This window comes from Vibrio sp. 14G-20 (assembly GCF_026241515.1).
Taxonomy (GTDB): Bacteria; Pseudomonadota; Gammaproteobacteria; order Enterobacterales; family Vibrionaceae; genus Vibrio.
Genome location: NZ_JAPHPW010000032.1, coordinates 1 through 22,261, shown reverse-complemented (window position 1 = coordinate 22,261; position 22,261 = coordinate 1). Strand labels below are relative to the sequence as shown.

Sequence of the window (22,261 nt, the reverse complement as noted above, 5' to 3'; positions counted from 1 at the left end):
GATCCCGCCATTCATTCACTGTATAACTGAGGTATGCGTGTCCAAATTATTGGCTCTGAGCACTGGTCTTCTAAGCTCTAGTCTTCTAAGCATCGGTCTCCTGAGCACTCCGTTAGCCTTAGCTGATGATGCTAAAGCCTCTGTTGATGCAATCCTCGACTCTATAGTAGTACCAGAACCTACTGCAGAGCCGGTCGTCGTTGCGCCAACACCTGAAGAAAAAGAGTTGGATATCGCACCGAGTGATACGAGTGATACAGAACTGCCGAGCCCGCTAAAAACGGAAGTCGAATTTGGATATCAGTCGCATACTGGTAATTCTGATTCACGAGCGCTTAACGCACGCCTGAACGGTGAGTACACGGCTGGTCGTCATAGAACCAGTGGTGAATGGAAATACTATAACCTCTATAAAGATGGTGAAGAAGACAAAAGGCAATCAACTTACTCGGCTCAGAGTGACTACAAGTTAAGCCCTAAAACCTACCTTTACGGCAGCTTTAAAGGAGTCGACTCTCGATACAGTGCTTACTTTAAGGACTATACAATTTCGAGTGGTCTGGGTTACCAGTTTTCAAATACCGAAGAGTTTGTGTTGGAAGTCGAAATGGGCCCAGGTTTTCGTTACCAAGAGCCAAACCTCGATGAAATAGACGATGATGACATCATCTTCCCAGATATTGTTGAAGAAGCAATTTTCCGTGGTAACGTGAATACGTCTTGGCAGGTGTTGAAGAATTTGCAGCTCAAGGCAGACGTGACGCTAGTGTCTGGCCACAGTAACTTAAAGTTTGATACCGAACTCGAAGCCATCAACGATATTACTGACAATATCGCACTTAAGATCGCTCATTCTCGCCAGTACCACGATAAGGTGCCTGAAGGGTTAAGCAAAGAAGACTCTGTGCTGTCGATTAACCTGCTCTTCCAGTTCTAACCTTAAGACTAATTCTAACCTTAAGAGCAATTCCATTCTTAACGGCACTGTCCGTTCAGCAATAAGAGCTTATGGATCACCGTAAGCTTTTTACTTACCATAACCCTTCCCTATATTTTCCTATATTCCAGACATAAAAAAACACCAGCCGAAGCTGGTGTTTAAAACTTTCAAAAGAAAGAATTCGTCTTGGTACTGAAATTACTCAGCTGCAACGATAGCGATTTTCGCAGTAGCAAAAACTTCAGAGTGAAGTTGGATGCTTACTTCGAATTCGCCGATGTTACGTAGAGCGCCTTCAGGTAGGCGTACTTCGCTCTTAGCTACTGCAACACCTGCCGCTGTAATAGCGTCAGCGATGTCACGAGTACCGATAGAACCGAATAGTTTACCTTCGTCACCAGCTTTAGAAGCGATTGTAACGCCTTCTAGAGTGTTAACGCTCTCAGCGCGAGCTTCTGAAGCAGCTAGTTGCTCAGCAACTTTAGCTTCTAGTTCTGCACGACGAGTTTCGAACATAGCAACGTTGTCTTTAGTTGCCATAACTGCTTTACCCTGTGGGATAAGGAAGTTACGAGCGTAACCAGATTTAACGTTTACTTGGTCGCCAAGGCCACCTAGGTTACCGATCTTATCAAGTAGAATAACTTGCATTATCTTAGTCCTCTTAAACTATTATTAACTATTACCGATTACTGATGCTTGTCAGTGTACGGTAGTAGTGCTAGGTAACGAGAACGCTTGATAGCGCGAGCTAGCTGACGTTGGTATTTAGCACTTGTACCAGTGATACGGCTAGGTACAATTTTACCAGCTTCAGTGATGTAGTTTTTTAGAGTTGCTACGTCTTTGTAGTCAATCTCTTGTACGCCTTCTGCAGTAAAACGGCAGAATTTACGACGACGGAAGAAACGAGCCATGGGCTATCTCCTGATCTAAATTTAATAATGCGGTACTCACACGAACTTATAAATAAGTCTAAGCAAATGCTTGTAGTGAGAATACCTAAACGAGTTGAATAAAATTTAATGACCTAAAAGGCCAAAAAAGAATTACTCAGCAGCAGCTTCTGGCTTAGCTTCTTCTTCACGACGTGGTGCACGTTCTTCACGGTCATCACGACGAGGAGCACGCTCTGCACGCTCTTCTTTTTGCTTAAGCATGATAGATTGCTCAGTCACAGCGCCTTTAGTGCGCATGATCATGTTACGTAGAACTGCATCGTTAAAACGGAAAGCAGTTTCTAGCTCGTCCATCACTTCTTGGCCAGCTTCAACGTTCATAAGAACGTAGTGAGCTTTGTGAAGTTTGTTGATTGGGTAAGCCATTTGACGGCGGCCCCAGTCTTCTAGACGGTGGATAGTACCACCAGCTTCAGTGATTGAACCAGTGTAACGCTCGATCATGCCAGCAACTTGCTCGCTTTGATCAGGGTGAACCATGAATACGATTTCATAATGACGCATTTGGTTGCTCCTTACGGATTATTAGCTTCCACGAAAGGCTCGGTCGTCCAAGGGAAGCAAGGAACTAAAGAAAAATGACCGAGTTTTAAGGACGGCAAATATTATAGAAAGAACCCGATATTGGCAAGCGGTATTTGGCTAATAATGAAACAGTTTTTCTGTCGCCATCTAGCCATCCGACAAACCGATGGATTTTGCTATTACAGCCTAAAAATAAACGCCCACCAGCAAGTGGTGAGCGCTAATAAATTCATAGACTTAAAGTCGTTTTGTCTTTTGACTCAGCTTAACACTATTGAGCTAGGCGCTGACGTACCGCTTCGAACAGACAGATGCCTGACGCTACCGAAACGTTTAGGCTCGACACACTACCTGCCATTGGGATCTTAATCAGGTCGTCACAGGTTTCACGCGTTAGACGGCGCATACCGTCACCTTCTGCGCCCATAACTACTGCAAGAGGGCCTGTTAGCTTCGCTTGGTAGATATCATGTGTCGCTTCACCTGCGGTACCCACAAACCATACACCCTGTTCTTGCAGTGCACGCATTGTGCGAGCCAGGTTAGTCACTCGTACTAGCGGAACCGTTTCTGCTGCGCCGCAAGCAACCTTACTTACGGTTGCCGTTAGCGGAGAAGAACGGTCTTTAGGAACGATAACAGCGGCCACACCTGCGGCATCTGCATTACGTAAGCAAGCACCTAGGTTGTGAGGGTCTGTTACGCCGTCTAGAACCAACAGCAGAGGCTGTTCGTGCTGCGCAAGGATATCGTCTAGGTGTGTTTCATTAAGCTGCTTAGCAGGCTTCACCTTAGCAATAAGACCTTGGTGATTCGCACCTTGTGCTTTTTCATCAAGCGGCTTGCGGCCCATTTGTTGAATCGACACGCCAAATTGCTGCAGTTGATTCAGTAATGGAAGAAGGCGATCGTCTTGACGGCCTTTAAGCACGTACGCTTCAATAAAGCGCGCTGGATCTTTTTCTAGTACGGCTTTCACCGCGTGAATACCGTAAATAAATTCGTTACTCATTGTCTCTGGTTACTCTTATTGCTCAGAGATGAAGGCATCAAACCCGATGCACCCACCTCTGTGTTGTTTATTCCGAGAGCATGCATCTTCCGCCTGATACTCTCGCATTTAAATCCGTTAGACGTTAAGCCTTGCTGTCATTATAAAACGATAACTTAAGACTTATCAGCCTTTGGCTTACGGCTTGCTGCGCGCTTTTTCTTAGCACGAGCTTTAGCAGCACCGGTTTTATTCGCGGGCTTTTTCTTCTTAGCTGAGCTTTCGCTACTTCCGTCTGGTCGTTTAGTTGGCTCAACTAAAGGCGTTGCAGCGACACCCGGCTTATTGCTCTTCACCGCTGAACGCTTTTTGCTTTTCGCCTTTTTCATCGCTTCAGCTGCACGCTTCTTGGCGGTTTTACCTTTACCACGCGGCTGACGATCGGTGTCTTCTAAATCAAAGTCGATTTGACGAGTTTCTAAATTAACCGCCGAAACCTTCACTTTGACCGAATCACCCAAGCGGTAGATATTACCTGAGCTTTCACCAACCAGACGCTGACCAACAGCATCAAATTGATAGTAGTCATTCGCTAGCGCAGAAATATGTACCAGACCATCGATGTGCAGTTCAGTTAGACGTACAAAGAAGCCGAAGCCAGTCACGTTGGCAATCACGCCATCCATCACTTCACCGACATGGTCTTGCATGTATTCACATTTCAGCCAGTCGTTCACTTCACGTGTAGCGTCATCAGCACGACGTTCAGTCATTGAACACTGCTCGCCGTAGAAGTCCATATCATCGAAAGTGTAGTGGTAACCACCGGTTGGCGTCCAACGTTCGCTGTTACGACCTTCTTCTTTCGCAATAAGGTACTTAATCGCACGGTGCAATAGCAAATCTGGGTAACGACGAATTGGCGAGGTAAAGTGAGCATAGCGTTTAAGAGCTAAACCAAAGTGACCCGCGTTATCCGCGTTGTATACCGCTTGCTTCATTGAGCGCAGCAGCATTGTTTGGATTAACTCACGGTCTTCACGTTCGTTAATCTGTTGCATCAGTTGTGCATAATCGACCGGAGATGGCGACAGGCCACCTTCCAGCGTTAAACCTAATTCACTTAAGAAGCTCTTGAAGCCCATTAAGCGCTCTTCACCCGGAGTATCGTGAACACGGTACAGCGCAGGCTCTTTGGCTTTTTCTACGTAAGATGCCGAGGCGATATTCGCAAGAATCATACATTCTTCGATGATCTTGTGTGCATCGTTACGAATTACCGGCTCAATACGGTCAATCTTACGATCCGCATTGAAGATAAACTTAGTTTCTACCGTTTCAAATTCAATCGCACCACGCTCGTCACGCGTTTTCTTAAGCACCTTGTACATCTTATGAAGCTCTTCAAGATGTGGCACTTCTGGTTCGTAACGCTCACGTAATTCTTCATTGCCATCTAAAATCGCACCTACTTTGTTATAAGTAAGACGAGCATGAGAATTCATTACCGCTTCGTAGTGCTTGTAACCCGACAGTTTACCTTTGTCTGAGATAGTCATCTCACACACCATACACAAACGGTCGACTTGAGGGTTCAATGAACACAAACCATTTGAAAGCACTTCTGGCAGCATTGGGACTACTTGTGACGGGAAGTATACCGAGTTACCACGGTTAATCGCTTCTTTGTCTAGCGCTGTATCTGGGCGAACGTAGTAACTTACGTCAGCAATCGCTACCCATAAACGCCAGCCACCGCCTTTCTTCGCTTCACAGTAAACCGCATCATCGAAATCACGCGCGTCTTCACCATCAATCGTAACCAATGGTAGTTTGCGTAGATCAACACGTCCTTCTTTTGCTTCTTCAGGAACATGCTCACCGAGGTTTTCGATTTGCTTATCTACCGCTTCAGGCCACTCTTGTGGGATCTGGTGAGTACGGATCGCAATCTGCGTTTCCATACCCGGTGCCATGTTCTCACCAAGCACTTCGGTCACTTTACCCATCATGTTACGAGAACGACCACCGCGATCCGTAATTTCAATCACAACCACATTACCCATTCGAGCACCGCCTTTATGCTCAGTAGGGATCTGGATGTCGTGACTAATACGTGAATCATCAGCAACCACGTAAGAATGGCCATATTCTAAGAAGAAACGACCAACAAGTGGAGTTGTGCGCTCTTCAAGAACACGAACCAAACGACCTTCACGACGACCACGTTTACTGTTATCAGTAGGTTGAACCAATACGTAATCACCGTGCATGATGGTTTTCATCTGGTGATGCGGCAGCACGATATCATTGTCTTTACCCACACTACCGTCTGGACGAACCCAACCATGACCGTCTTTATGACCAATCACATAGCCTTTGATCAGTTCCATCTTCTCAGGCAATGCGTAGCACTGACGACGAGTAAAGATAAGCTGTCCATCACGCTCCATTGCACGTAAACGACGACGCAGCCCTTCGTATTGTTCCTCTCCAGCCAGACCCAAAGCTTCGAATAGATCGTTACGGTTCATTGGAATATTCGCTTCTGTTAGAAACGAAATAATGAACTCTCGGCTTGGTACTGGGTTTTCGTAATTTTTCGACTCTCGGTCGGCAAAAGGATCAACAGTGGTTGTCGCTGTCGTGTTTTCTGACGTTGGTGTGTTTTTTGACATAGGCGGGCCTGCTTAAGCAAGGAAGGTATATACCCCTAGTATATCTGATGCTAGGGGTAACCTACAGATATGCTTTGGAAAACCCTCAAATAACATCAGATTGATAACTATTTTCATCTAATGAAACATCACTTCATAGCCGCGGACTATCATCAAAATTTCACGCAAACGATAAAACAAACGTTTGCGCCATGAATGAAATACACTATTATCCACGCACTTTACCAACTCCTGTTCTGAGTATTGATATGAAACTAAAACGCACCTTATTGGCTTCAGCAATGGCAAGCCTAGCTCTATTTCCCTTTGCAAGTTCAGCAATGGAAAAAGCCGACCTGATGATTACCGATGCGATGGTTCTCACCATGAACCAAGATAAAACGGTTTATGAGAGCGGGACGGTTGTCGTGAAAGACAACAAAATCATTGCGGTAGGTGATGCTTCACTAGAGAAGCAGTACCAAGCGAAACAAGTGTTGGACGTTGATGGCGATATCGTTATGCCAGGTCTCATCAATACTCATACTCACGTATCAATGACAGTTTTCCGTTCCTTGGCAGATGATGTGCCAGATCGCCTTCACCGTTACATCTTCCCTCTAGAGAAGAAATTGGTGTCACGAGACATGGTACGTATTGGTGCCAACCTAGGTAACGTCGAAATGGTAAAAGGCGGTGTAACCACTTATGCCGACATGTACTACTTTGAAGATGAAGTAGCGAAAACCGTCGATAAGATCGGTATGCGTGCCATTCTTGGTGAAACCGTGATTAAGTTCCCAGTCGCTGACGCAGCCAACGCTGAAGAGGGCATTAAGTACGCATTGAACTTCATTGAAGAATACAAAGATCACCCGCGAATCACGCCAGCGTTTGCCCCACATGCGCCTTACACAAATACGACTGAGATCCTGCAGAAAATTTCCAAACTCTCTTTAGAGTTAGATGTACCAGTAATGATTCACCTTGCAGAATCGCACCGTGAAGAAGAGAAAATCGCAGAGCGTTCAGATGGGCTATCACCGGTTCAATACATGGACAGCATTGGCGCATTGAACAAAAACTTGGTGGGTGCACACATGATCTTGGTTGATGACCATGATATCGAACTGGTGAAAAAGTCAGACATGGGTGTCGCTCATAACATGAGTGCCAATATCAAATCAGCGAAAGGCGTATCCCCTGCCCTTAAGATGTATGACGAAGACGTGCGTATTGGTCTGGGTACCGATGGTCCAATGTCAGGTAACACATTGAGCACCATTGATGAATTCAACCAAGTGGCTAAAGTTCACAAACTAGTAAACAAAGATCGTGCAGCAATGCCGCCGATCAAAGTGATCGACATGGCGACAATGGGCGCAGCAAAAGCACTACATATGGAAGATAAGATCGGCTCTCTTGAAGCAGGCAAGCTTGCCGACATCATAGTGATCGACACAAAAGCGCCAAACATGATTCCGGTCTATAACCCATACTCAGCTTTAGTGTACTCAGCTAACTCTGGTAACGTTCGCCACTCCATCGTTGATGGCAAGATCATCATGCAAGATCGCGACATGCTAACGGTAGACGAAGATGAGATCCGCCAGGAAGCACTCGATTTCACCAAGGTCGTTCGTAAAACGGTGATTGAATCTGGTGAAGTTGTTCAATAACGGCTAGGACTATAAATCACTGCGCTTTCTGTTAAATCTAAAGCAGTTCAGATCAAAAAAGGCCTCATAGGTATTTACCTACGAGGCCTTTTTATATCGATATCTTTCAAGATCAAGATAGATGATTAACGAGTGCAGTCGTTAGCCATCAACCTTAATTTATATTCGTAATTACCAGAACACGTCTCGACGTTTCGCTCGAGCAATAATATTGTCTGGCATTCTCTGCTCCAGACCGCTGCGAAGCACAGTGATACGCCTGTGCTGTCTTTGGTCTGCGGTTACCGAGTTATACAACCAACGGTAAGCATCTTCATAATCCAACGGACTGCCGTAGTCACGTAACAAGAGTTCTGCTAAGTGGATGCTCGCACTTAAGTTACCCATAGAAGCCGCTTCGCGTAGGTACGGAATTGCACGCTCTTTGTCTTGTTGAACCAAGGTTCCACGAGAATAATAACGACCCAGTTGCTCTAGTGCTGCGGGTAAACCTTGATGCGCTGCGTTTTCCATATAGTAAAGACCAAGCTCTACATCTTGTGGAACACACACACCCCACGCCAGCATATCACCGTATAAAAACTCATAAGAAGGCAAACTAATACGCGTTGCACGAGCAACGATATCTTCTACTAGCTGGCACTTATCCGCTTTCACACGCTCTAGATGTCGATTATTTTCGATTAATTTAATCAGTTCAGCTTCTGTATATATTGGAACGGGCTCTCCCACATCAGCCAAATTTGCATGACTCAAGGGTGAGCTCAGCGCCATTATTAATGAAGCTGCCACAATTCGTAGCTTCATACCTGCACTCAATTATTTGTCGCTAAAGTTATCTATTTCTTATTGGCTACCGAGGTAGACGCAAAAAATAGGGTGAACTTCACTTTCCATGATATCTGTATCGGCAACAACCTTGATGGCTTTAGACAAAACTTGCCGCTAATGGGCAATATTTTGCCTGATGACGCTTAAAAGATCACCATCAAAGAGTGAGTGGCTAAATTGCAGGTATTAAAAAGCCGACTTAAGAAAGTCGGCTTTTAGAAACGATTTAATTATCAAGCACTTTACGTGCTGTGGTAATCACTCAACAGGCATTACGCGCCGTATGGGTGAACCTTGATGATAGTTTCGTTACGATCTGGGCCAGTTGATACGATATCAATTGGAACACCAGTTAGGTCTTCGATACGCTTGATGTAATCTAGAGCAGCTTGTGGAAGCGCGTCGATAGATTTAGCACCAAATGTGTTTTCAGACCAACCAGGCATTGTTTCGTAGATTGGCGTCGCTTCTTCGAATGACTCAGCAGCCATTGGAGAAACTTCTAGGATAGAACCATCTTTCATCTTGTAACCAGTACAGATTTTTAGTTCTTCTAGGCCATCTAGAACGTCTAGTTTAGTTAGACACATACCAGATAGAGAGTTGATTTGGATTGCACGACGCATAGCGACAGCATCGAACCAACCAGTACGACGTAGACGACCAGTCGTTGCGCCAAACTCGTGACCAACATCGCCTAGGTGCTTACCAACTGGGTCTTGCTTATCAAGGCCATCGTATAGCTCAGTTGGGAATGGACCTGAACCAACACGAGTACAGTAAGCCTTAGTAATACCAAGGATGTAACCGATGTGACGAGGACCAAAACCAGAACCTGCAGCAACACCACCAGCAGTCGTGTTAGAAGACGTTACGTATGGGTAAGTACCGTGGTCGATATCTAGTAGCGTACCTTGAGCACCTTCGAACATGATCTTGTCGCCGCGCTTACGTGCTGCGTCTAGTTCGTCAGTTACGTCGATAACCATCGCAGTTAACATGTCTGCGTAGCTCATCGCTTGCTCAAGAACTTCTTCGTAGCTTACTGTTTCAGCTTTGTAGAAGTGCTCTAGTTGGAAGTTGTGGAATTCCATAACTTCTTTTAGCTTCTCAGCGAATGCTTCTTTATCGAAAAGGTCGCCAACGCGTAGACCGCGACGAGCAACTTTATCTTCGTAAGCAGGACCGATACCACGACCCGTTGTACCGATAGCTTTAGCGCCACGAGCGATTTCACGCGCGTTGTCGATAGCAATGTGGTACGGAAGAATTAGAGGACAAGCTTCAGAGATGAAAAGACGTTCACGTACTGGAATACCGCGATCTTCAAGAGGCTTCATTTCTTTTAGAAGTGCGTCAGGCGATAATACTACACCGTTACCAATAACACATTTAACGTTATTGCGTAGGATACCTGATGGAATTAAGTGAAGAACGGTTTTTTCACCGTCAATTACAAGTGTGTGACCTGCATTGTGACCGCCTTGGTAGCGAACCACGTATTTTGCATCTTCAGTTAAAAGGTCAACGATTTTACCTTTACCTTCATCACCCCATTGGGTGCCTAGAACGACTACGTTATTTCCCATCTTTCCAATTTCTGTTGCTAATTAAAAATGGATTCTAGCACTGAATCACACTTCTTGCAGTCACTTTTTGTTCATAAACGTTAATGCTGTACAAAAATAAACCACCAACAACTGAAGGCGAATGTGTAAAGATACTGATATCATTGCCTTTTTACAGACAAAAGGCAGAAGCATGTCTCAATCAATTTGGCTCGCTATTGGGCTCGTACTTATTGTTGAAGGGCTTGGCCCCTTGATTGCACCCAATGGCTGGAGAAACATGGTTGCGCAACTGAGCGAACAACCAGACACGCAACTGCGCCGCATTGGCGGCTGTCTTGTGGTCGCTGGCGCCGTTATCGCTTTCATGACCTACCGTTAGTTTCTATAAGTACTAATCTGTTTATAAGTACCACTCTGTTAAGCGCCTTCTTTCGCGCCCTAATAGTGAGTCTGCAAGCATGTCTCGTCCTGAAATAAGTCATAGAAAACAAAAAGGCTCCCGCAATGGGAGCCTTTTAAGTTTTAACGTATTTTGCTTATTGAGCTAAGCATTCGCTAACGCATCAGCTTATTTTGCTGGCGCGCCGCTTGCTTGATTCATGTATTGGAAGAAGTCAGTCTTCGGATCCAGTACTAGAATGTCGCTCTTATCGCTAAATGATGTCTCATAAGCTTGCAATGAACGCATGAAGCCATAGAACTCAGGATCTTTGCTGAACGCATCAGAGTAGATCTTAGCTGCTTCTGCATCTGCATCACCACGAGTGATTCGAGCTGTACGGTCAGCTTCAGCAAGAACTGTTGCCACTTCTAGCTCAGCTTGAGCACGAATAACTTCTGCTTTCTCACGACCTTGAGAACGGTGTCTACGAGCAACCGACTCACGTTCTGCACGCATACGGCGGTAGATAGATTCACTGATTTCGTCAGGAAGGTTAATCTTCTTCATTCGGAAATCAACAACTTCAACACCTAAATCAGCCATCGCACTTTCTGCCGTTCCAGACAAAACGTTTTCCATGATCTTGTCGCGTTCGCCATCAACTTCTAGAGCTTCTGCAGCCGCTACCGTTGTGACGACTTCGCTATCAGCAGAGTCTGGCAGGATGTCCTTATTACGAGGACCTGACACGATCTGCTTAATTTCACGAGCACCAATTTCAGAACGAAGAACATCTGTCACTTTACGCTCAAGAAGTGCTTCTGCCGTCATGATATTACCGCCACCGGTACTCAGATAGAAACGTCCAAAATCAGCAATACGCCATTTTGCGTAGGTATCAATTAGAACGTCTTTTTTCTCTGATGTTACGAAACGGTCGGAACGACCATCCATCGTTTGAATACGAGCATCAAGTACTTTTACGCGATCAAACATAGGCAGTTTAAAGTGCAGGCCTGGTTCATAGATTCGTGATACGCCGTTGTCATCGAGAACTCGACCAAAACGAATTACCATGCCACGCTCACCTTCTTGAATCACAAATAGTGACATCAATAGAAGGGCAATCGTCACAACTAATACAGGGATCATTAATTTACGCATTATTAGTATCTCCCTTGGCGTGAACTGTCTGAACGAGTTTGAGTGCTAGGCTTAGGATCCGCTTGAGTTTCTAACTCAATTTGATCGTAAGTTGATGATGCTTTTGCAGGGCGAGAGCCCGACTGAGAACCACCTTGTGCGCCTAGCTTATCAATTGGTAGGTATAGCAAGTTACCGCTTGATTCAGAATCAATCAGGACTTTCGATGTGCTTGAGTACACTTTTTCCATTGTATCAAGGTACATACGGTTACGTGTTACTTCAGGAGCAGCTTGGTATTCAGGTAGCAGTTTCTCGAACTGAGCCACTTGACCTAGAGCACCATTAACTGTGCGCTCTGAGTAACCCACCGCTTCTTTCTTCAAACGCTCAGCACGACCTGTTGCTTTTGGAAGAATGTCATTTCGGTAAGCTTCAGCTTCACGCTCGAAACGCTCTTCATCCTCACGAGCCGCGATAGCATCATCAAATGCATCTTTCACTTGCTCAGGTGGACGTGCTGACTGGAAGTTCACGTCAACAATCAGAATACCCATGTCGTAGCTATCAATAATACGGTTCAACGTTTCTTGAGTGCTTTGACGAATCTGTTGACGACCACTTGTTAGGATACTATCCATTAGTGAGTCACCAATTACCGCACGAAGCGCAGAATCGGTTGCTTGGCGTAAACTGTCGTCTGCATTCGTTACACGATACAAGTACTTGTATGGGTCAGAAACACGGTATTGAACACCCATTTCAACGGTCACAACGTTTTCATCTTTCGTTAGCATCGTGCCAGCAGCACGTAGAGAACGAATCGCTTGAACGTTTACCAGTTGTTCATCTTTGATTTCATCAATGAAGCGTGGGTGCCAGTTAAGACCAGGCTCTTCGATACGGTCAAACTGACCCAATCGAAGTACTACTGCTCTTTCTGCTTCGCCAACAGTGTAGAAACCAGCGAAGAACCAGATAGCAATCGCAATAACGGCAATGACACCAAAGCCAATTGCACCGCCACCACCAATAGATGGTCCGTTACCGCTACCACCCTTTTTACCAAACTTGCCACCTAACTTTTGACTTAGTTTACTAAACACTTCGTCTAGATCTGGCGGTCCTTGATCTCGGCCGCCGCGATTATTGTTCTTACCCCAAGGGTCGTTATCGCGGCCGTTATTATCGCCGTTGTTGTTATTTCCAGGCTCATTCCACGCCATTAGAAAACTCCATCATTGATATGACGTTATACTGTAGCAGTCTCTTTGGTAACGATAAAGTCACCTAAGAGCGCCCCTTCTCTTTTTTCGAGTTTAGACCAATCTATTTGTTGCATTCTAATATCTATCAACAAGTTACCATTGTCATCATATTCTTCCTGTTGAATACATTTCATCTCAAAGAATAAGCTACGAATACGGCCCTGATGTTGATGTGGAATACACAACCGGAATTGAACCATCTGACTCGCTAAACGCTCGGTTAAAGCTTCAAACAGCAGTTCAATACCTTCTCCTTCCATTGCAGAAACCCAAACAGCGCGAGGTGCGCCCTCTTCGTCCCTTTCAATTCGAGGTTTTTGGTCTTCCATGCAGTCAATCTTATTCATGACTACAAGGGTTGGCACTTCATGAGCATCAATTTCTTCTAATACTTCATGAACAGCCTGAATGTTCTCACGAAAACGGTCATCACTGGCATCAACAACATGTAACAAAATGTCAGCTTCCTGCGTCTCTTGTAATGTTGCCTTAAACGCAGCGACTAAGTCGTGTGGTAGATGACGGATAAAACCTACGGTATCTGCGAGAATTGCAGGCCCGACATCTGCCAAATCAATCTTACGTAATGTTGGGTCTAGGGTTGCAAACAGTTGGTCTGCCGCATAAACACCAGCACTTGTGATGCGATTGAAAAGTGTTGATTTCCCTGCGTTGGTATAACCAACCAAAGAAATTGTTGGGATTTCAGCTCGATTACGAGCACGTCGTCCTTGTTCACGTTGCTTAGCCACTTTCGCTAAACGACGCAGTATTGCTTTTATACGGTCACGCAACAAACGTCGATCGGTTTCCAGTTGAGTTTCACCTGGACCACGAAGACCAATACCACCTTTCTGCCTTTCAAGGTGAGTCCAACCACGAATCAATCGAGTAGAGATATGACGAAGCTGAGCGAGCTCAACTTGTAGCTTACCTTCATGAGTTCGCGCACGTTGTGCAAAAATATCTAAGATCAAACCCGTGCGATCAATCACACGACATTTACACAACTGTTCGAGGTTTCGCTCTTGGGCAGGAGAGAGGGAGTGGTTAAAAATCACAATTTCAGCACCGGTCAGCTGAACAGCTTGTGCGATTTCTAGGGCTTTACCTTCTCCAACGTAGTATTTAGGGAGTGGGGATTGTCGGCTACCAGTAATCACTTGTAGCGTTTCTACCCCCGCTGAGGAGACCAGCATTTCACATTCGCTTAGGTCTTCCCATTCTCCCTCTTGCGTGAAGTTGATATGAACAAGTACGGCTCGCTCGCCGGATTCATAACGGTCAAACAAGCAACCAACTCCTTATTACAGCGCAAGCTGTATCAATTGAACGATTAATCTTCAGTCTTCTCTGGACGATCAGATGGCGTGCGTTGCTCGCCGCTGTGGTGACTAACTGCACGAGCAGGTACCACAGTAGAAATCGCATGCTTGTAAACCATTTGGTTTACTGTGTTCTTCAATAAGATCACGAATTGATCGAAAGACTCGATCTGACCTTGCAGCTTAATGCCGTTAACAAGATAGATAGAGACTGGAATGCGCTCACGACGGAGTGCATTTAGGAATGGGTCTTGTAGCGATTGCCCCTTAGCCATTTTATTTTCCTTATTTGTATTTTGTTGTAATTATTTAGCTAGTGGTGCACAAAAAGGTGCGGCCTTGCATCTGAGCTAAATGAATAAAAAAACTCCGTTGTTATTGAAAGGCTGTGATTTTTTAAAAGCCTCAATAACGGATCCTTTCCAGAGTATATTCACGCAAAAGCGATCACATTATACACAGCAATACTAATCAGATGCTATTGCATCTGAAAGAGTTTCTAACGCTTGATCAATGTTTTCGCTATCTAACCAAGTTAAATCATCCCAACTGCGCAACCAGGTGATTTGTCGCTTGGCCAACTGACGGGTTGCACAGACACCACGGAAAACCGCTTCGTCTAAATCACAATTACCGTCTAAATAATCCCACATCTGCCTATAACCAACGCATCGGATCGATGGAAGTTCAGGGTGAAGATCGTCTCTGGCGTACAACGCCTTCATTTCATCTTCAAATCCCGCTTCTATCATCTTCTCGAAACGCAGTTCAATACGACGATGGAGTTCAGTCCTTTCCTTGGGAGCTATTGCAAATTGTTTTACACGAAATGGCAGGCTATCGCCTTTCGTTTGAGTTAGCTCTGTTAATGTTTTACCCGAAATTCGGTAAACTTCCAATGCCCTTGAAAGCCTTTGTGGATCATTTGGGTGTATTCTTTCAGCGGATACGGGATCTATCTCTCTTAATTGATCGTGCAATGCCTGCCAACCTTGTTCGATAGATTCCGCTTCAATCTGCTTACGAATCTCTTGATCCGCCGCAGGTAATGGCGACAAACCTTCCAACAATGCCTTGTAGTAAAGCATTGTGCCACCAACAAGTAGCGGGATTTTACCTTCCGCTACAATGGCATTCATTTCATTGATCGCATCACGACGAAAATCTGCCGCAGAATACGCTTCGCTTGGATCAAGAATATCAATCAAGCGATGAGGCGCGAGCGCAAGCTCTTCCGCATCCGGTTTAGCGGTGCCGATATCCATGTCTTTGTAGACCAATGCCGAATCGACACTGATGATCTCTACCGGATACTTCTGACGTAAGCGGATAGCTAAATCTGTTTTGCCTGACGCCGTTGGGCCCATTAAAAACAACGCTAAAGGTAATTTTTCAGTCATGATATTTTGTATTGGTTTCTCTGTTATAGCGCTTTATAGCAAAGGGCTTTTTTTGTCGCAAAAATACGTATCGTTGCGAAGATCAATGTCGTCGCAAAAAGTTAAACCGTAAACGCGGCTATAGTCGCTGAAAAGTCGATAGGATTAACAAACTCTGGATCATCTAATGGAAGTAGACCATGCCAAAGTTGTTCAAGTTCCCCAACTAGTTGAACCGCTTCAGATAAAGTGTAGTCGCTTTTTACTTGTGCCGTTTGAATCCCGATCCAGTTGACCAATGATGGCAACAGGTCGCTGGAAGCATTAGCCGAGTGATTATCAACTATCTGAGCGTTTAATGAAGCCGCGTAAGATAACAGATCTGGGATCAAAATTTGTAAGTTTTGCTGCCTTAAAGGGGAAGGCACGCCCATCACCATCACGGCTTCACTGTTTCGAGCTTTAAGCTCAATACCCAGCAGTGCCAATGTTGGATTCAGCGCCTTCGCAACCTCAACCAACTCACTACCAAGCTTGATAGATAACGGAACCAATAACGGTTGGCTTTTTAACGCGCCACCTCGAGTATCAAGCTGCCCAACAACACGCAATAACTCAGCCTTAGCCAAGGAAACCAATACGCTGCCGTTCTTATTGCCCATCACGAGATACTGACGCTCAACAATCGAGACCGCTTTCCCTAAGTCCGTCACGGGTGTTCGTGGTTTCGAGTGGATTGGTTTCTGTTGAACCACCTCTGCTTCTGTCACCTGTTCTTGAGGAGGGATGAGATCCACAGTGGGTTTATCAAAGTCTGGCGTTTTTAAAAGTTCTTTATAGGCCTTAACTTCGCGCTTTGAGGGCGCAGGTTCACCATGATGCTGATGGGGCTCTTTTTCTTTCTTCGGTTCAGGTCGAGACTCTATCCACTCTTGGCGAGGAGAGCCTGTAAAGTTGCTTTCACTAGCAGACGAGCTTCGGCCTGTTGATGAGCTTGGGCTAGTTGATGAAACATAGTGTCGCCCACCATCATTAACACAGTGTTGAGGGTTATCATAAACCTGTTCTGATTCGGCTTTTCTTGGGTAAGTTGGCGTTTGCTCAATAGCGTGTCGCACCCTTTCCGAGACCTGACTTTGATCCGCGCTACTAGGTAGCGAGTTTTCAGGCTCAGTGAAACTTGCAACACCATCAACTGCAGAGCTCGTACTATCTTGTTGATGACGTGTCACTTCTGACTGATGAAAAGCCGACTGATTTAATGGCGCAGCATGGATCTGCTTGCTCTGTGCTAAACCATCACTCAAGGCTTGGTAAATAAAGTCATGCACAAGACGCGCTTGATGAAAACGCACTTCATGTTTAGCAGGGTGAACATTCACATCCACTTGATGCGGGTCGAGTTCAATGAATAGCACATACGTTGCGAATTGATCTGGACGAAGGCTGGTCTCATAGCTTTGGCGAATCGCATGATTGATCAGCTTGTCGCGCATCATACGACCATTCACATAGCAGTATTGCAGATCGCTTTGCTGCCTTGCTCCTTCAGGCGTGGTGATCCAGCCATGAAGTTTTAGGCCTTGATGTTCTAGCTCGATCTTAAGCATATGACGAACAAAAGGATTGCCACATACCGCAGCGATGCGTTTTTCTGCTTGAACTTGTGTTTTGGCAGCTCGGTACTGACGAATCATTTTGCCGTTATGACGAAGGTTAATCGTCACATCAAAGCGACTCAATGCAATGCGTTTAAGCAGCTCATCGATATGCGTGAATTCGGTTTTCTCGGTGCGTAAGAACTTGCGGCGTGCTGGCGTATTGAAGAACAGATCCAACACCTCAACCGAGGTGCCAATGGGATGCGCCGCAGGCTGCAGTTTCACCTGCATGTCACGGCCTTCACTGTGTGCTGCCCAAGCTTGATCTTGAGTCGCAGGGCGTGAAGTCATGGTTAAACGCGCAACAGAGCTAATACTCGCGAGCGCTTCACCACGAAAACCGAGGCTGACGATCGCCTCGAGGTCATCAAGGGTGTGGATCTTAGAGGTAGCATGACGGCTCAACGCTAAGGCAAGCTCATCTTTTACAATGCCCTTGCCGTTGTCACGAACGCGGATCATCTTAGCGCCACCTTTCTCGATATCGATATCGATACGTGTCGCGCCGGAATCCAAACTGTTCTCAACCAACTCTTTCACAACAGAAGCCGGTCTTTCTACCACTTCACCCGCTGCGATTTGGTTAGCTAATCGAGCTGGCAGTATTTTGATCGTCATATTTATAGCTACCTTACTGCCATTGATGGAAACATGTCTGCGTTAAAAAGCTTATTTGTGCGGAATAATCAACACCTGCCCCACCGCTAGGCTGTCAGAACGTAGGTTATTCGCTTTACGGATACCATCAACACTCACACCGTACTTAGAGGCTATCTTACCTAGGTAATCACCTCTTGCGACTTTGTGTTTGCGCAGAGGTATGTCTTTTACTTCAACCGTAATACGTAACTTCTGACCCACTCTCACCGTTTCTGATTTTAAGCGGTTTTCACGTTTAATATCAGCCACCGAGACTTTATAGCGGCTGGCGATCTTACCTAGGTACTCTCCAGACTTAACCGTGTGAGTCATGGTCTTAGTTTTAACAGCACTGCTTGATGATGAACTTGAAGCGCTGCCTGGAATCTTAAGCACTTGACCAATTGCTAGGCTGCTTGATTTCAGATTGTTCAGTTTCATCAAGGCCTGCGTCGAGGTGCCATATTTGCTCGCAATCACCGATAAAGACTCACCACGAGACACTTTATGCTGGCTCACGCTGCCCGTTGATGACGTTGCATTAGACAAGATAATCCCTTCTGGCGGGTTAGCTTTCAAATACTTAACAACGGCTTTAGTCACAGCACGAGCCAGCTTGTCTTGGTGCGAACGTTGGAAAAGAAGCTTCTCTTCCGTCGGGTTTGAAATAAAGCCCGTCTCGACCAACACCGATGGAATTTGTGGTGAGCGTAATACCGCTAAGCTGGTGTTTATCGGCTTACTGTTATGCAGCTTCGCCACTTTACCCATTTCAGATAGAATCGCCGTTGCCAGTTTATAACCCTCTTTTTGAGAGTGACTAAACTGCAGATCAAGCAGGGTTTGGTTTACGTTCTTATCATCAATATTGCCAGTGAACGCAGCACCACTGCCACCGAGCAACTCTGACTGTTTCTCTTTATTCTCAATCCAACGCGAAATCTCAGTATTGGCACGTCGAGTGTTCAACACAAACACCGAACCACCTCTTGGTTGTGGTGTCGTAAACGCATCTGCGTGAATAGAGATCAACAAGTGAGCTTCATTCTCACGAGCAATAGCAACACGTCGATTCAGGTTTACAAAGTAGTCAGCATTACGTGTCATACGAGTTTTGATCCCCGGGACGGCATTCAACTGGGCGGCGAGTTTTTTCGAAATGCTGAGAGTCGCATTCTTTTCATATTTACGAGATGGACCGATTGAACCAGGGTCTTCGCCACCGTGTCCAGGATCAATCACGATCAGAATGTCTTTCTGACGCTTCACCTGATTAATGTCTTTGTTTACCGTTGGCTTACTCGGCGTCGGTGTCGCTTTACTTGCAGCGCCATGAGGTAAGTCGATCACCAAGCGGTGTCCATACTGACCACCCGGAGTCGGGCTCAGTTTGAACAACTCTGCTTTAGACGACTTCTTTAACTCAAAAACCAAGCGATAGGTGCTTTTGTCTGGCGGTGAGCTCTTACGAATCTTAGATAGAACAGGGCTATCTTTCACCACGACCGGTAACTTAGTCGCAAGGTTGGTATTTTTTAAATCGACCACTAAACGACTCGGGCTACTCAGGGTGAAATAGCTAAAGTCCGCTTCTGATTTTAAGTCGATAACCACACGAGTTTCTTCTGGAGAAGGCCAAACCCTTAAACTTTTCAATGAGTTTGCAGAAACAAGTGAAGAAAACAGTATAGAAAAAACAGCAGCCATCATGGCCACTGCTGAAATAAGGCGTTTAGAAATCAACATAACTCCAACTGACTAAGTAAGCGCTGCCCGTATTCACTATTAGCGGTTAAAGAAACAATACGGTGATCGTCTTGGTAACGAATATCAATGTCCAAATCCGCTTCTGGTAGCATCCCATAGCCTTTCTCAGGCCATTCAACCAAACAGATAGCATCTGGCGTAAAGTAATCACGAATCCCCATAAACTCGAGTTCTTCAGGATCGGCTAGGCGATATAGGTCGAAGTGATACACCTGCCAATCGGCAAGTTGATAAGGTTCAACTAGAGTATACGTTGGGCTTTTTACATTTCCTTGATGGCCAAGTGCTTTTACAAAGCCACGACTAAAAGTCGTTTTACCTGCGCCAAGATCACCATGCAGATAAATAGTCGTCTGCTGTGAGCAAAGATTGGACAGCTCCGTTCCTAGTTGAATCGTTGCCTGTTCATCTTTCAAAGTAAATTGTTTCGTGCTCATGAATACGTTCTCTAAAAAATCGATCGTTGACTATATAAAAATCAAAAGAACAAGAATAGTAAACCGTGATGCTTTTGGGAGACAAGCACTCAAGTGTAAGTTCTATGAAAAATACTGCTTAAAACGCGTCTGTTCTGGTCAATACCACTAAGATCCGTTAAGATCCGCCCCCATTTTTGCCGAACCTAATTTTAATTAGCCTTATCTCTAATTGTAAAACAGAGAAAATAAGAATTAAGCCATGAATCTAGACCATCTTGCTGAAAAAATTAAAATCTGGGGAAAAGAGTTAGGCTTTCAAAAAGTTGGCATCTGCGATGTTGATTTAAGTGAACACGAAGCTCCTCTTCAAGCATGGCTAGATGCTGGTAATCACGGCGAAATGGATTGGATGGCTCGACATGGAATGATGCGAGCTCGCCCTAATGAGCTTCATCCTGGCACCATTCGAGTGATCAGCGCCCGAATGAACTACCTACCACCAGAAGCGCAGTTTGCCTCTAACCTAAGCGATGCCACTCAAGGTTATATCAGCCGTTATTCTTTAGGCCGCGATTATCATAAATTGTTCCGTAACCAATTGAAAAAGCTAGGACAAAGAATCGAGAAGGAAGTCGAAGGTTTAGACTCACGTCCTTTCGTCGATTCAGCGCCTATTTTGGAAAGACCGCTCGCTCAAAAAGCGGGGTTGGGTTGGACAGGTAAACACTCGTTAATTCTTGATAAAGACGCTGGCTCTTGGTTCTTCCTAGGGGAGCTCTTAGTTAACATCCCGCTTCCTGTGGATGAACCTAGTGTCGATGAGTGCGGCAAATGCACCGCATGTATCACCTCTTGTCCCACGGGCGCCATTATTGCTGATGGTGTCGTGGATGCTCGAAAATGTATTTCGTACTTAACCATTGAATACGATGGTGTGATCCCGGAAGAATTTAGAGACGCCATTGGTAACCGTATCTACGGTTGTGATGACTGCCAGTTAGTTTGCCCGTGGAATCGCCATGCTGAACTCACAGAGCAAACAGACTTTCACCGCAGAGAAGATTTCCAAGAAGCCGATCTGGTTTTGCTTTCAAGTTGGGATGAAGCGACCTTTCTAAAGAAGATGGAAGGCTCAGCAATCAGACGTATTGGCCACACCCAGTGGTTACGCAATATATTTGTTGCGATGGGCAATGCACCATTTCAACAACGCATTGTTGAAACACTGGAATCTCATCAAGGGAAAAGCGATATGTTGGATGTGCATATTGAGTGGGCTTTGAATAAACAACTACAGCAGTTACCTAACGTTAGCAGTGTGCAACAAGATAGCTCTATGCAGAAAAATAACTGTGTGCAAAAAAATAGCAGCAAAATCGCCACGAAAAAGCACAGATTGATACGTATTGTTGAGAAAGGCCTTCCAAGAGATGCCTAGCCCTTTAAGTATCAAGGGTTGTCTAGTTACACCACATCAGCAGTCCAACATTTAAGACAACCCGTTGCACATAATTTTAGAACAATGTTTGACCTTGTTCTCAATTTTAACAATGTGGAAAAAATTCAGATTTCTCGTAAACTTCCGACACCCTCACAAAGTTAAACACAGTACCGATAAATGATTAAGATCAAAAAACAACAAGTTAACGATCTTTTGTTAAATTCAAGATAAGCATTCAACTTGATAAAAAACAATAAGTTACGATCGCTACGATTCAGCTAATATATTGAAAACAAGAAAGATCTTTTAGGGATATATAAAGAATTAAGACTGAAATAACTTTATCAACCAAGTTATCCACACCTAACATTTTGTGGATAAGTCTGTTTATAGATATGAAAAACCTCAAGTATCTGCTTCAGAGACCTGATGTTTACTAGCATTCCAGTTGCTAAGAAAAATTTAAGACAAAAAAATATCCACCATGATGGAGGATTATTTGCTTTTTGGGGGGATTATGCTTCGCAGCATTAAAGAAAGAGCGTGACCCTTAAGGTCGTCTTTAAACTCTGTGATCTAAAGAAAAACACGGTGGTTTAAAGAGTCTTAATAGCTTTTTAGAAGAAAGCTGGAGCGATACATCGGGTTCGAACCGATGACCTCAACCTTGGCAAGGTTGCGCTC

At 45.0% G+C, this 22,261-nt stretch carries 19 protein-coding genes; 4 read left to right on the top strand and 15 right to left on the bottom strand.

The annotated features are described in order from the left end of the window. The first annotated feature begins 37 nt into the window (after positions 1–37). Positions 38–937: a DUF481 domain-containing protein gene (locus OQJ75_RS20355; RefSeq protein ID WP_248388843.1), complete on the top strand. Its 900-nt coding sequence runs from the start codon at positions 38–40 to the stop codon at positions 935–937. 201 nt (positions 938–1,138) lie between these two features. Here OQJ75_RS20355 and rplI read toward each other — a convergent pair whose 3' ends face one another. The 5 genes from rplI to rnr form a co-directional block, all read right to left on the bottom strand. Then, positions 1,139–1,591: a 50S ribosomal protein L9 gene (rplI, locus tag OQJ75_RS20350; protein WP_009847890.1), complete on the bottom strand. Its 453-nt coding sequence runs from the start codon at positions 1,589–1,591 to the stop codon at positions 1,139–1,141. A gap of 38 nt (positions 1,592–1,629) precedes the next feature. Beyond that, positions 1,630–1,857 carry a 30S ribosomal protein S18 gene (gene rpsR / locus OQJ75_RS20345; RefSeq protein WP_000090472.1) on the bottom strand — a complete coding sequence of 76 codons (228 nt, stop codon included), beginning with the start codon at positions 1,855–1,857 and terminating at the stop codon, positions 1,630–1,632. A gap of 132 nt (positions 1,858–1,989) precedes the next feature. After that, entirely contained in the window at positions 1,990–2,403 is a 414-nt protein-coding gene (gene rpsF / locus OQJ75_RS20340; protein ID WP_004735855.1) for a 30S ribosomal protein S6, read from the bottom strand. Positions 2,404–2,695: 292 nt separating this feature from the next. Then, positions 2,696–3,436, bottom strand: coding sequence for a 23S rRNA (guanosine(2251)-2'-O)-methyltransferase RlmB (gene rlmB / locus OQJ75_RS20335; RefSeq protein WP_009847889.1), 741 nt, complete (start codon positions 3,434–3,436; stop codon positions 2,696–2,698). Between the two features lie 155 nt (positions 3,437–3,591). Continuing rightward, the gene (rnr, locus tag OQJ75_RS20330) at positions 3,592–6,093 is read right to left on the bottom strand and encodes a ribonuclease R (protein WP_265974722.1); all 2,502 of its coding nucleotides are present in this window, start codon (positions 6,091–6,093) and stop codon (positions 3,592–3,594) included. A 248-nt stretch (positions 6,094–6,341) separates the two neighbouring features. On the opposite strand from rnr, the gene OQJ75_RS20325 reads away from it, so the two are divergent. Continuing rightward, on the top strand, positions 6,342–7,751 hold the full coding sequence (locus tag OQJ75_RS20325) for an amidohydrolase (protein ID WP_265974723.1): 1,410 nt from the start codon (positions 6,342–6,344) through the stop codon (positions 7,749–7,751). Between the two features lie 171 nt (positions 7,752–7,922). Here OQJ75_RS20325 and motX read toward each other — a convergent pair whose 3' ends face one another. Both motX and OQJ75_RS20315 read right to left on the bottom strand, forming a co-directional pair. Further along, entirely contained in the window at positions 7,923–8,558 is a 636-nt protein-coding gene (motX, locus tag OQJ75_RS20320) for a flagellar protein MotX (protein WP_248388837.1), read from the bottom strand. A 296-nt stretch (positions 8,559–8,854) separates the two neighbouring features. Continuing rightward, positions 8,855–10,171 carry an adenylosuccinate synthase gene (locus OQJ75_RS20315; RefSeq protein WP_248373783.1) on the bottom strand — a complete coding sequence of 439 codons (1,317 nt, stop codon included), beginning with the start codon at positions 10,169–10,171 and terminating at the stop codon, positions 8,855–8,857. Positions 10,172–10,343: 172 nt separating this feature from the next. Between OQJ75_RS20315 and OQJ75_RS20310 the strand changes: the two genes are divergently transcribed. Continuing rightward, positions 10,344–10,532 carry a DUF2065 domain-containing protein gene (locus OQJ75_RS20310; protein WP_010434105.1) on the top strand — a complete coding sequence of 63 codons (189 nt, stop codon included), beginning with the start codon at positions 10,344–10,346 and terminating at the stop codon, positions 10,530–10,532. A 189-nt stretch (positions 10,533–10,721) separates the two neighbouring features. Here the strand turns inward: OQJ75_RS20310 and hflC are convergent, their stop codons facing one another. The 8 genes from hflC to tsaE all read right to left on the bottom strand — a co-directional run bounded on the left by hflC (position 10,722) and on the right by tsaE (position 20,154). Beyond that, entirely contained in the window at positions 10,722–11,699 is a 978-nt protein-coding gene (gene hflC / locus OQJ75_RS20305; protein ID WP_248373781.1) for a protease modulator HflC, read from the bottom strand. 2 nt (positions 11,700–11,701) lie between these two features. Beyond that, positions 11,702–12,904, bottom strand: coding sequence for an FtsH protease activity modulator HflK (gene hflK, locus OQJ75_RS20300; protein WP_265974725.1), 1,203 nt, complete (start codon positions 12,902–12,904; stop codon positions 11,702–11,704). Positions 12,905–12,930: 26 nt separating this feature from the next. Continuing rightward, a complete protein-coding gene (gene hflX / locus OQJ75_RS20295) occupies positions 12,931–14,238 on the bottom strand; it encodes a ribosome rescue GTPase HflX (protein ID WP_248373777.1) in 1,308 nt (435 codons plus the stop codon). 44 nt (positions 14,239–14,282) lie between these two features. Then, on the bottom strand, positions 14,283–14,546 hold the full coding sequence (gene hfq / locus OQJ75_RS20290; RefSeq protein ID WP_017059927.1) for an RNA chaperone Hfq: 264 nt from the start codon (positions 14,544–14,546) through the stop codon (positions 14,283–14,285). Between the two features lie 192 nt (positions 14,547–14,738). Further along, the gene (miaA, locus tag OQJ75_RS20285) at positions 14,739–15,671 is read right to left on the bottom strand and encodes a tRNA (adenosine(37)-N6)-dimethylallyltransferase MiaA (RefSeq protein WP_265974728.1); all 933 of its coding nucleotides are present in this window, start codon (positions 15,669–15,671) and stop codon (positions 14,739–14,741) included. A gap of 101 nt (positions 15,672–15,772) precedes the next feature. Next, a complete protein-coding gene (mutL, locus tag OQJ75_RS20280; RefSeq protein ID WP_265974730.1) occupies positions 15,773–17,929 on the bottom strand; it encodes a DNA mismatch repair endonuclease MutL in 2,157 nt (718 codons plus the stop codon). Between the two features lie 51 nt (positions 17,930–17,980). Beyond that, positions 17,981–19,696 (bottom strand): N-acetylmuramoyl-L-alanine amidase, encoded by a 1,716-nt coding sequence (locus OQJ75_RS20275; RefSeq protein ID WP_265974731.1) that lies wholly within the window; start codon positions 19,694–19,696, stop codon positions 17,981–17,983. Beyond that, positions 19,690–20,154: a tRNA (adenosine(37)-N6)-threonylcarbamoyltransferase complex ATPase subunit type 1 TsaE gene (gene tsaE, locus OQJ75_RS20270; protein WP_004735870.1), complete on the bottom strand. Its 465-nt coding sequence runs from the start codon at positions 20,152–20,154 to the stop codon at positions 19,690–19,692. Before tsaE ends, OQJ75_RS20275 begins: the two co-directional genes overlap by 7 nt. Before the next feature lie 241 nt (positions 20,155–20,395). On the opposite strand from tsaE, the gene queG reads away from it, so the two are divergent. Next, positions 20,396–21,574: a tRNA epoxyqueuosine(34) reductase QueG gene (gene queG / locus OQJ75_RS20265; protein ID WP_265974734.1), complete on the top strand. Its 1,179-nt coding sequence runs from the start codon at positions 20,396–20,398 to the stop codon at positions 21,572–21,574. Positions 21,575–22,261 lie beyond the last annotated feature (687 nt).

Excerpts from the sequence above, each read along its gene's own strand:
- rplI (WP_009847890.1), bottom strand. The coding sequence starts at position 1,591 with ATGCAAGTTATTCTACTTGATAAGATCGGTAACCTAGGTGGCCTTGGC.
- rpsR (WP_000090472.1), bottom strand. The coding sequence starts at position 1,857 with ATGGCTCGTTTCTTCCGTCGTCGTAAATTCTGCCGTTTTACTGCAGAA.
- rpsF (WP_004735855.1), bottom strand. The coding sequence starts at position 2,403 with ATGCGTCATTATGAAATCGTATTCATGGTTCACCCTGATCAAAGCGAG.
- rlmB (WP_009847889.1), bottom strand. The coding sequence starts at position 3,436 with ATGAGTAACGAATTTATTTACGGTATTCACGCGGTGAAAGCCGTACTA.
- rnr (WP_265974722.1), bottom strand. The coding sequence starts at position 6,093 with ATGTCAAAAAACACACCAACGTCAGAAAACACGACAGCGACAACCACT.
- OQJ75_RS20325 (WP_265974723.1), top strand. The coding sequence starts at position 6,342 with ATGAAACTAAAACGCACCTTATTGGCTTCAGCAATGGCAAGCCTAGCT.
- motX (WP_248388837.1), bottom strand. The coding sequence starts at position 8,558 with ATGAAGCTACGAATTGTGGCAGCTTCATTAATAATGGCGCTGAGCTCA.
- OQJ75_RS20315 (WP_248373783.1), bottom strand. The coding sequence starts at position 10,171 with ATGGGAAATAACGTAGTCGTTCTAGGCACCCAATGGGGTGATGAAGGT.
- OQJ75_RS20310 (WP_010434105.1), top strand. The coding sequence starts at position 10,344 with ATGTCTCAATCAATTTGGCTCGCTATTGGGCTCGTACTTATTGTTGAA.
- hflC (WP_248373781.1), bottom strand. The coding sequence starts at position 11,699 with ATGCGTAAATTAATGATCCCTGTATTAGTTGTGACGATTGCCCTTCTA.
- hflK (WP_265974725.1), bottom strand. The coding sequence starts at position 12,904 with ATGGCGTGGAATGAGCCTGGAAATAACAACAACGGCGATAATAACGGC.
- hfq (WP_017059927.1), bottom strand. The coding sequence starts at position 14,546 with ATGGCTAAGGGGCAATCGCTACAAGACCCATTCCTAAATGCACTCCGT.
- miaA (WP_265974728.1), bottom strand. The coding sequence starts at position 15,671 with ATGACTGAAAAATTACCTTTAGCGTTGTTTTTAATGGGCCCAACGGCG.
- mutL (WP_265974730.1), bottom strand. The coding sequence starts at position 17,929 with ATGACGATCAAAATACTGCCAGCTCGATTAGCTAACCAAATCGCAGCG.
- OQJ75_RS20275 (WP_265974731.1), bottom strand. The coding sequence starts at position 19,696 with ATGTTGATTTCTAAACGCCTTATTTCAGCAGTGGCCATGATGGCTGCT.
- tsaE (WP_004735870.1), bottom strand. The coding sequence starts at position 20,154 with ATGAGCACGAAACAATTTACTTTGAAAGATGAACAGGCAACGATTCAA.
- queG (WP_265974734.1), top strand. The coding sequence starts at position 20,396 with ATGAATCTAGACCATCTTGCTGAAAAAATTAAAATCTGGGGAAAAGAG.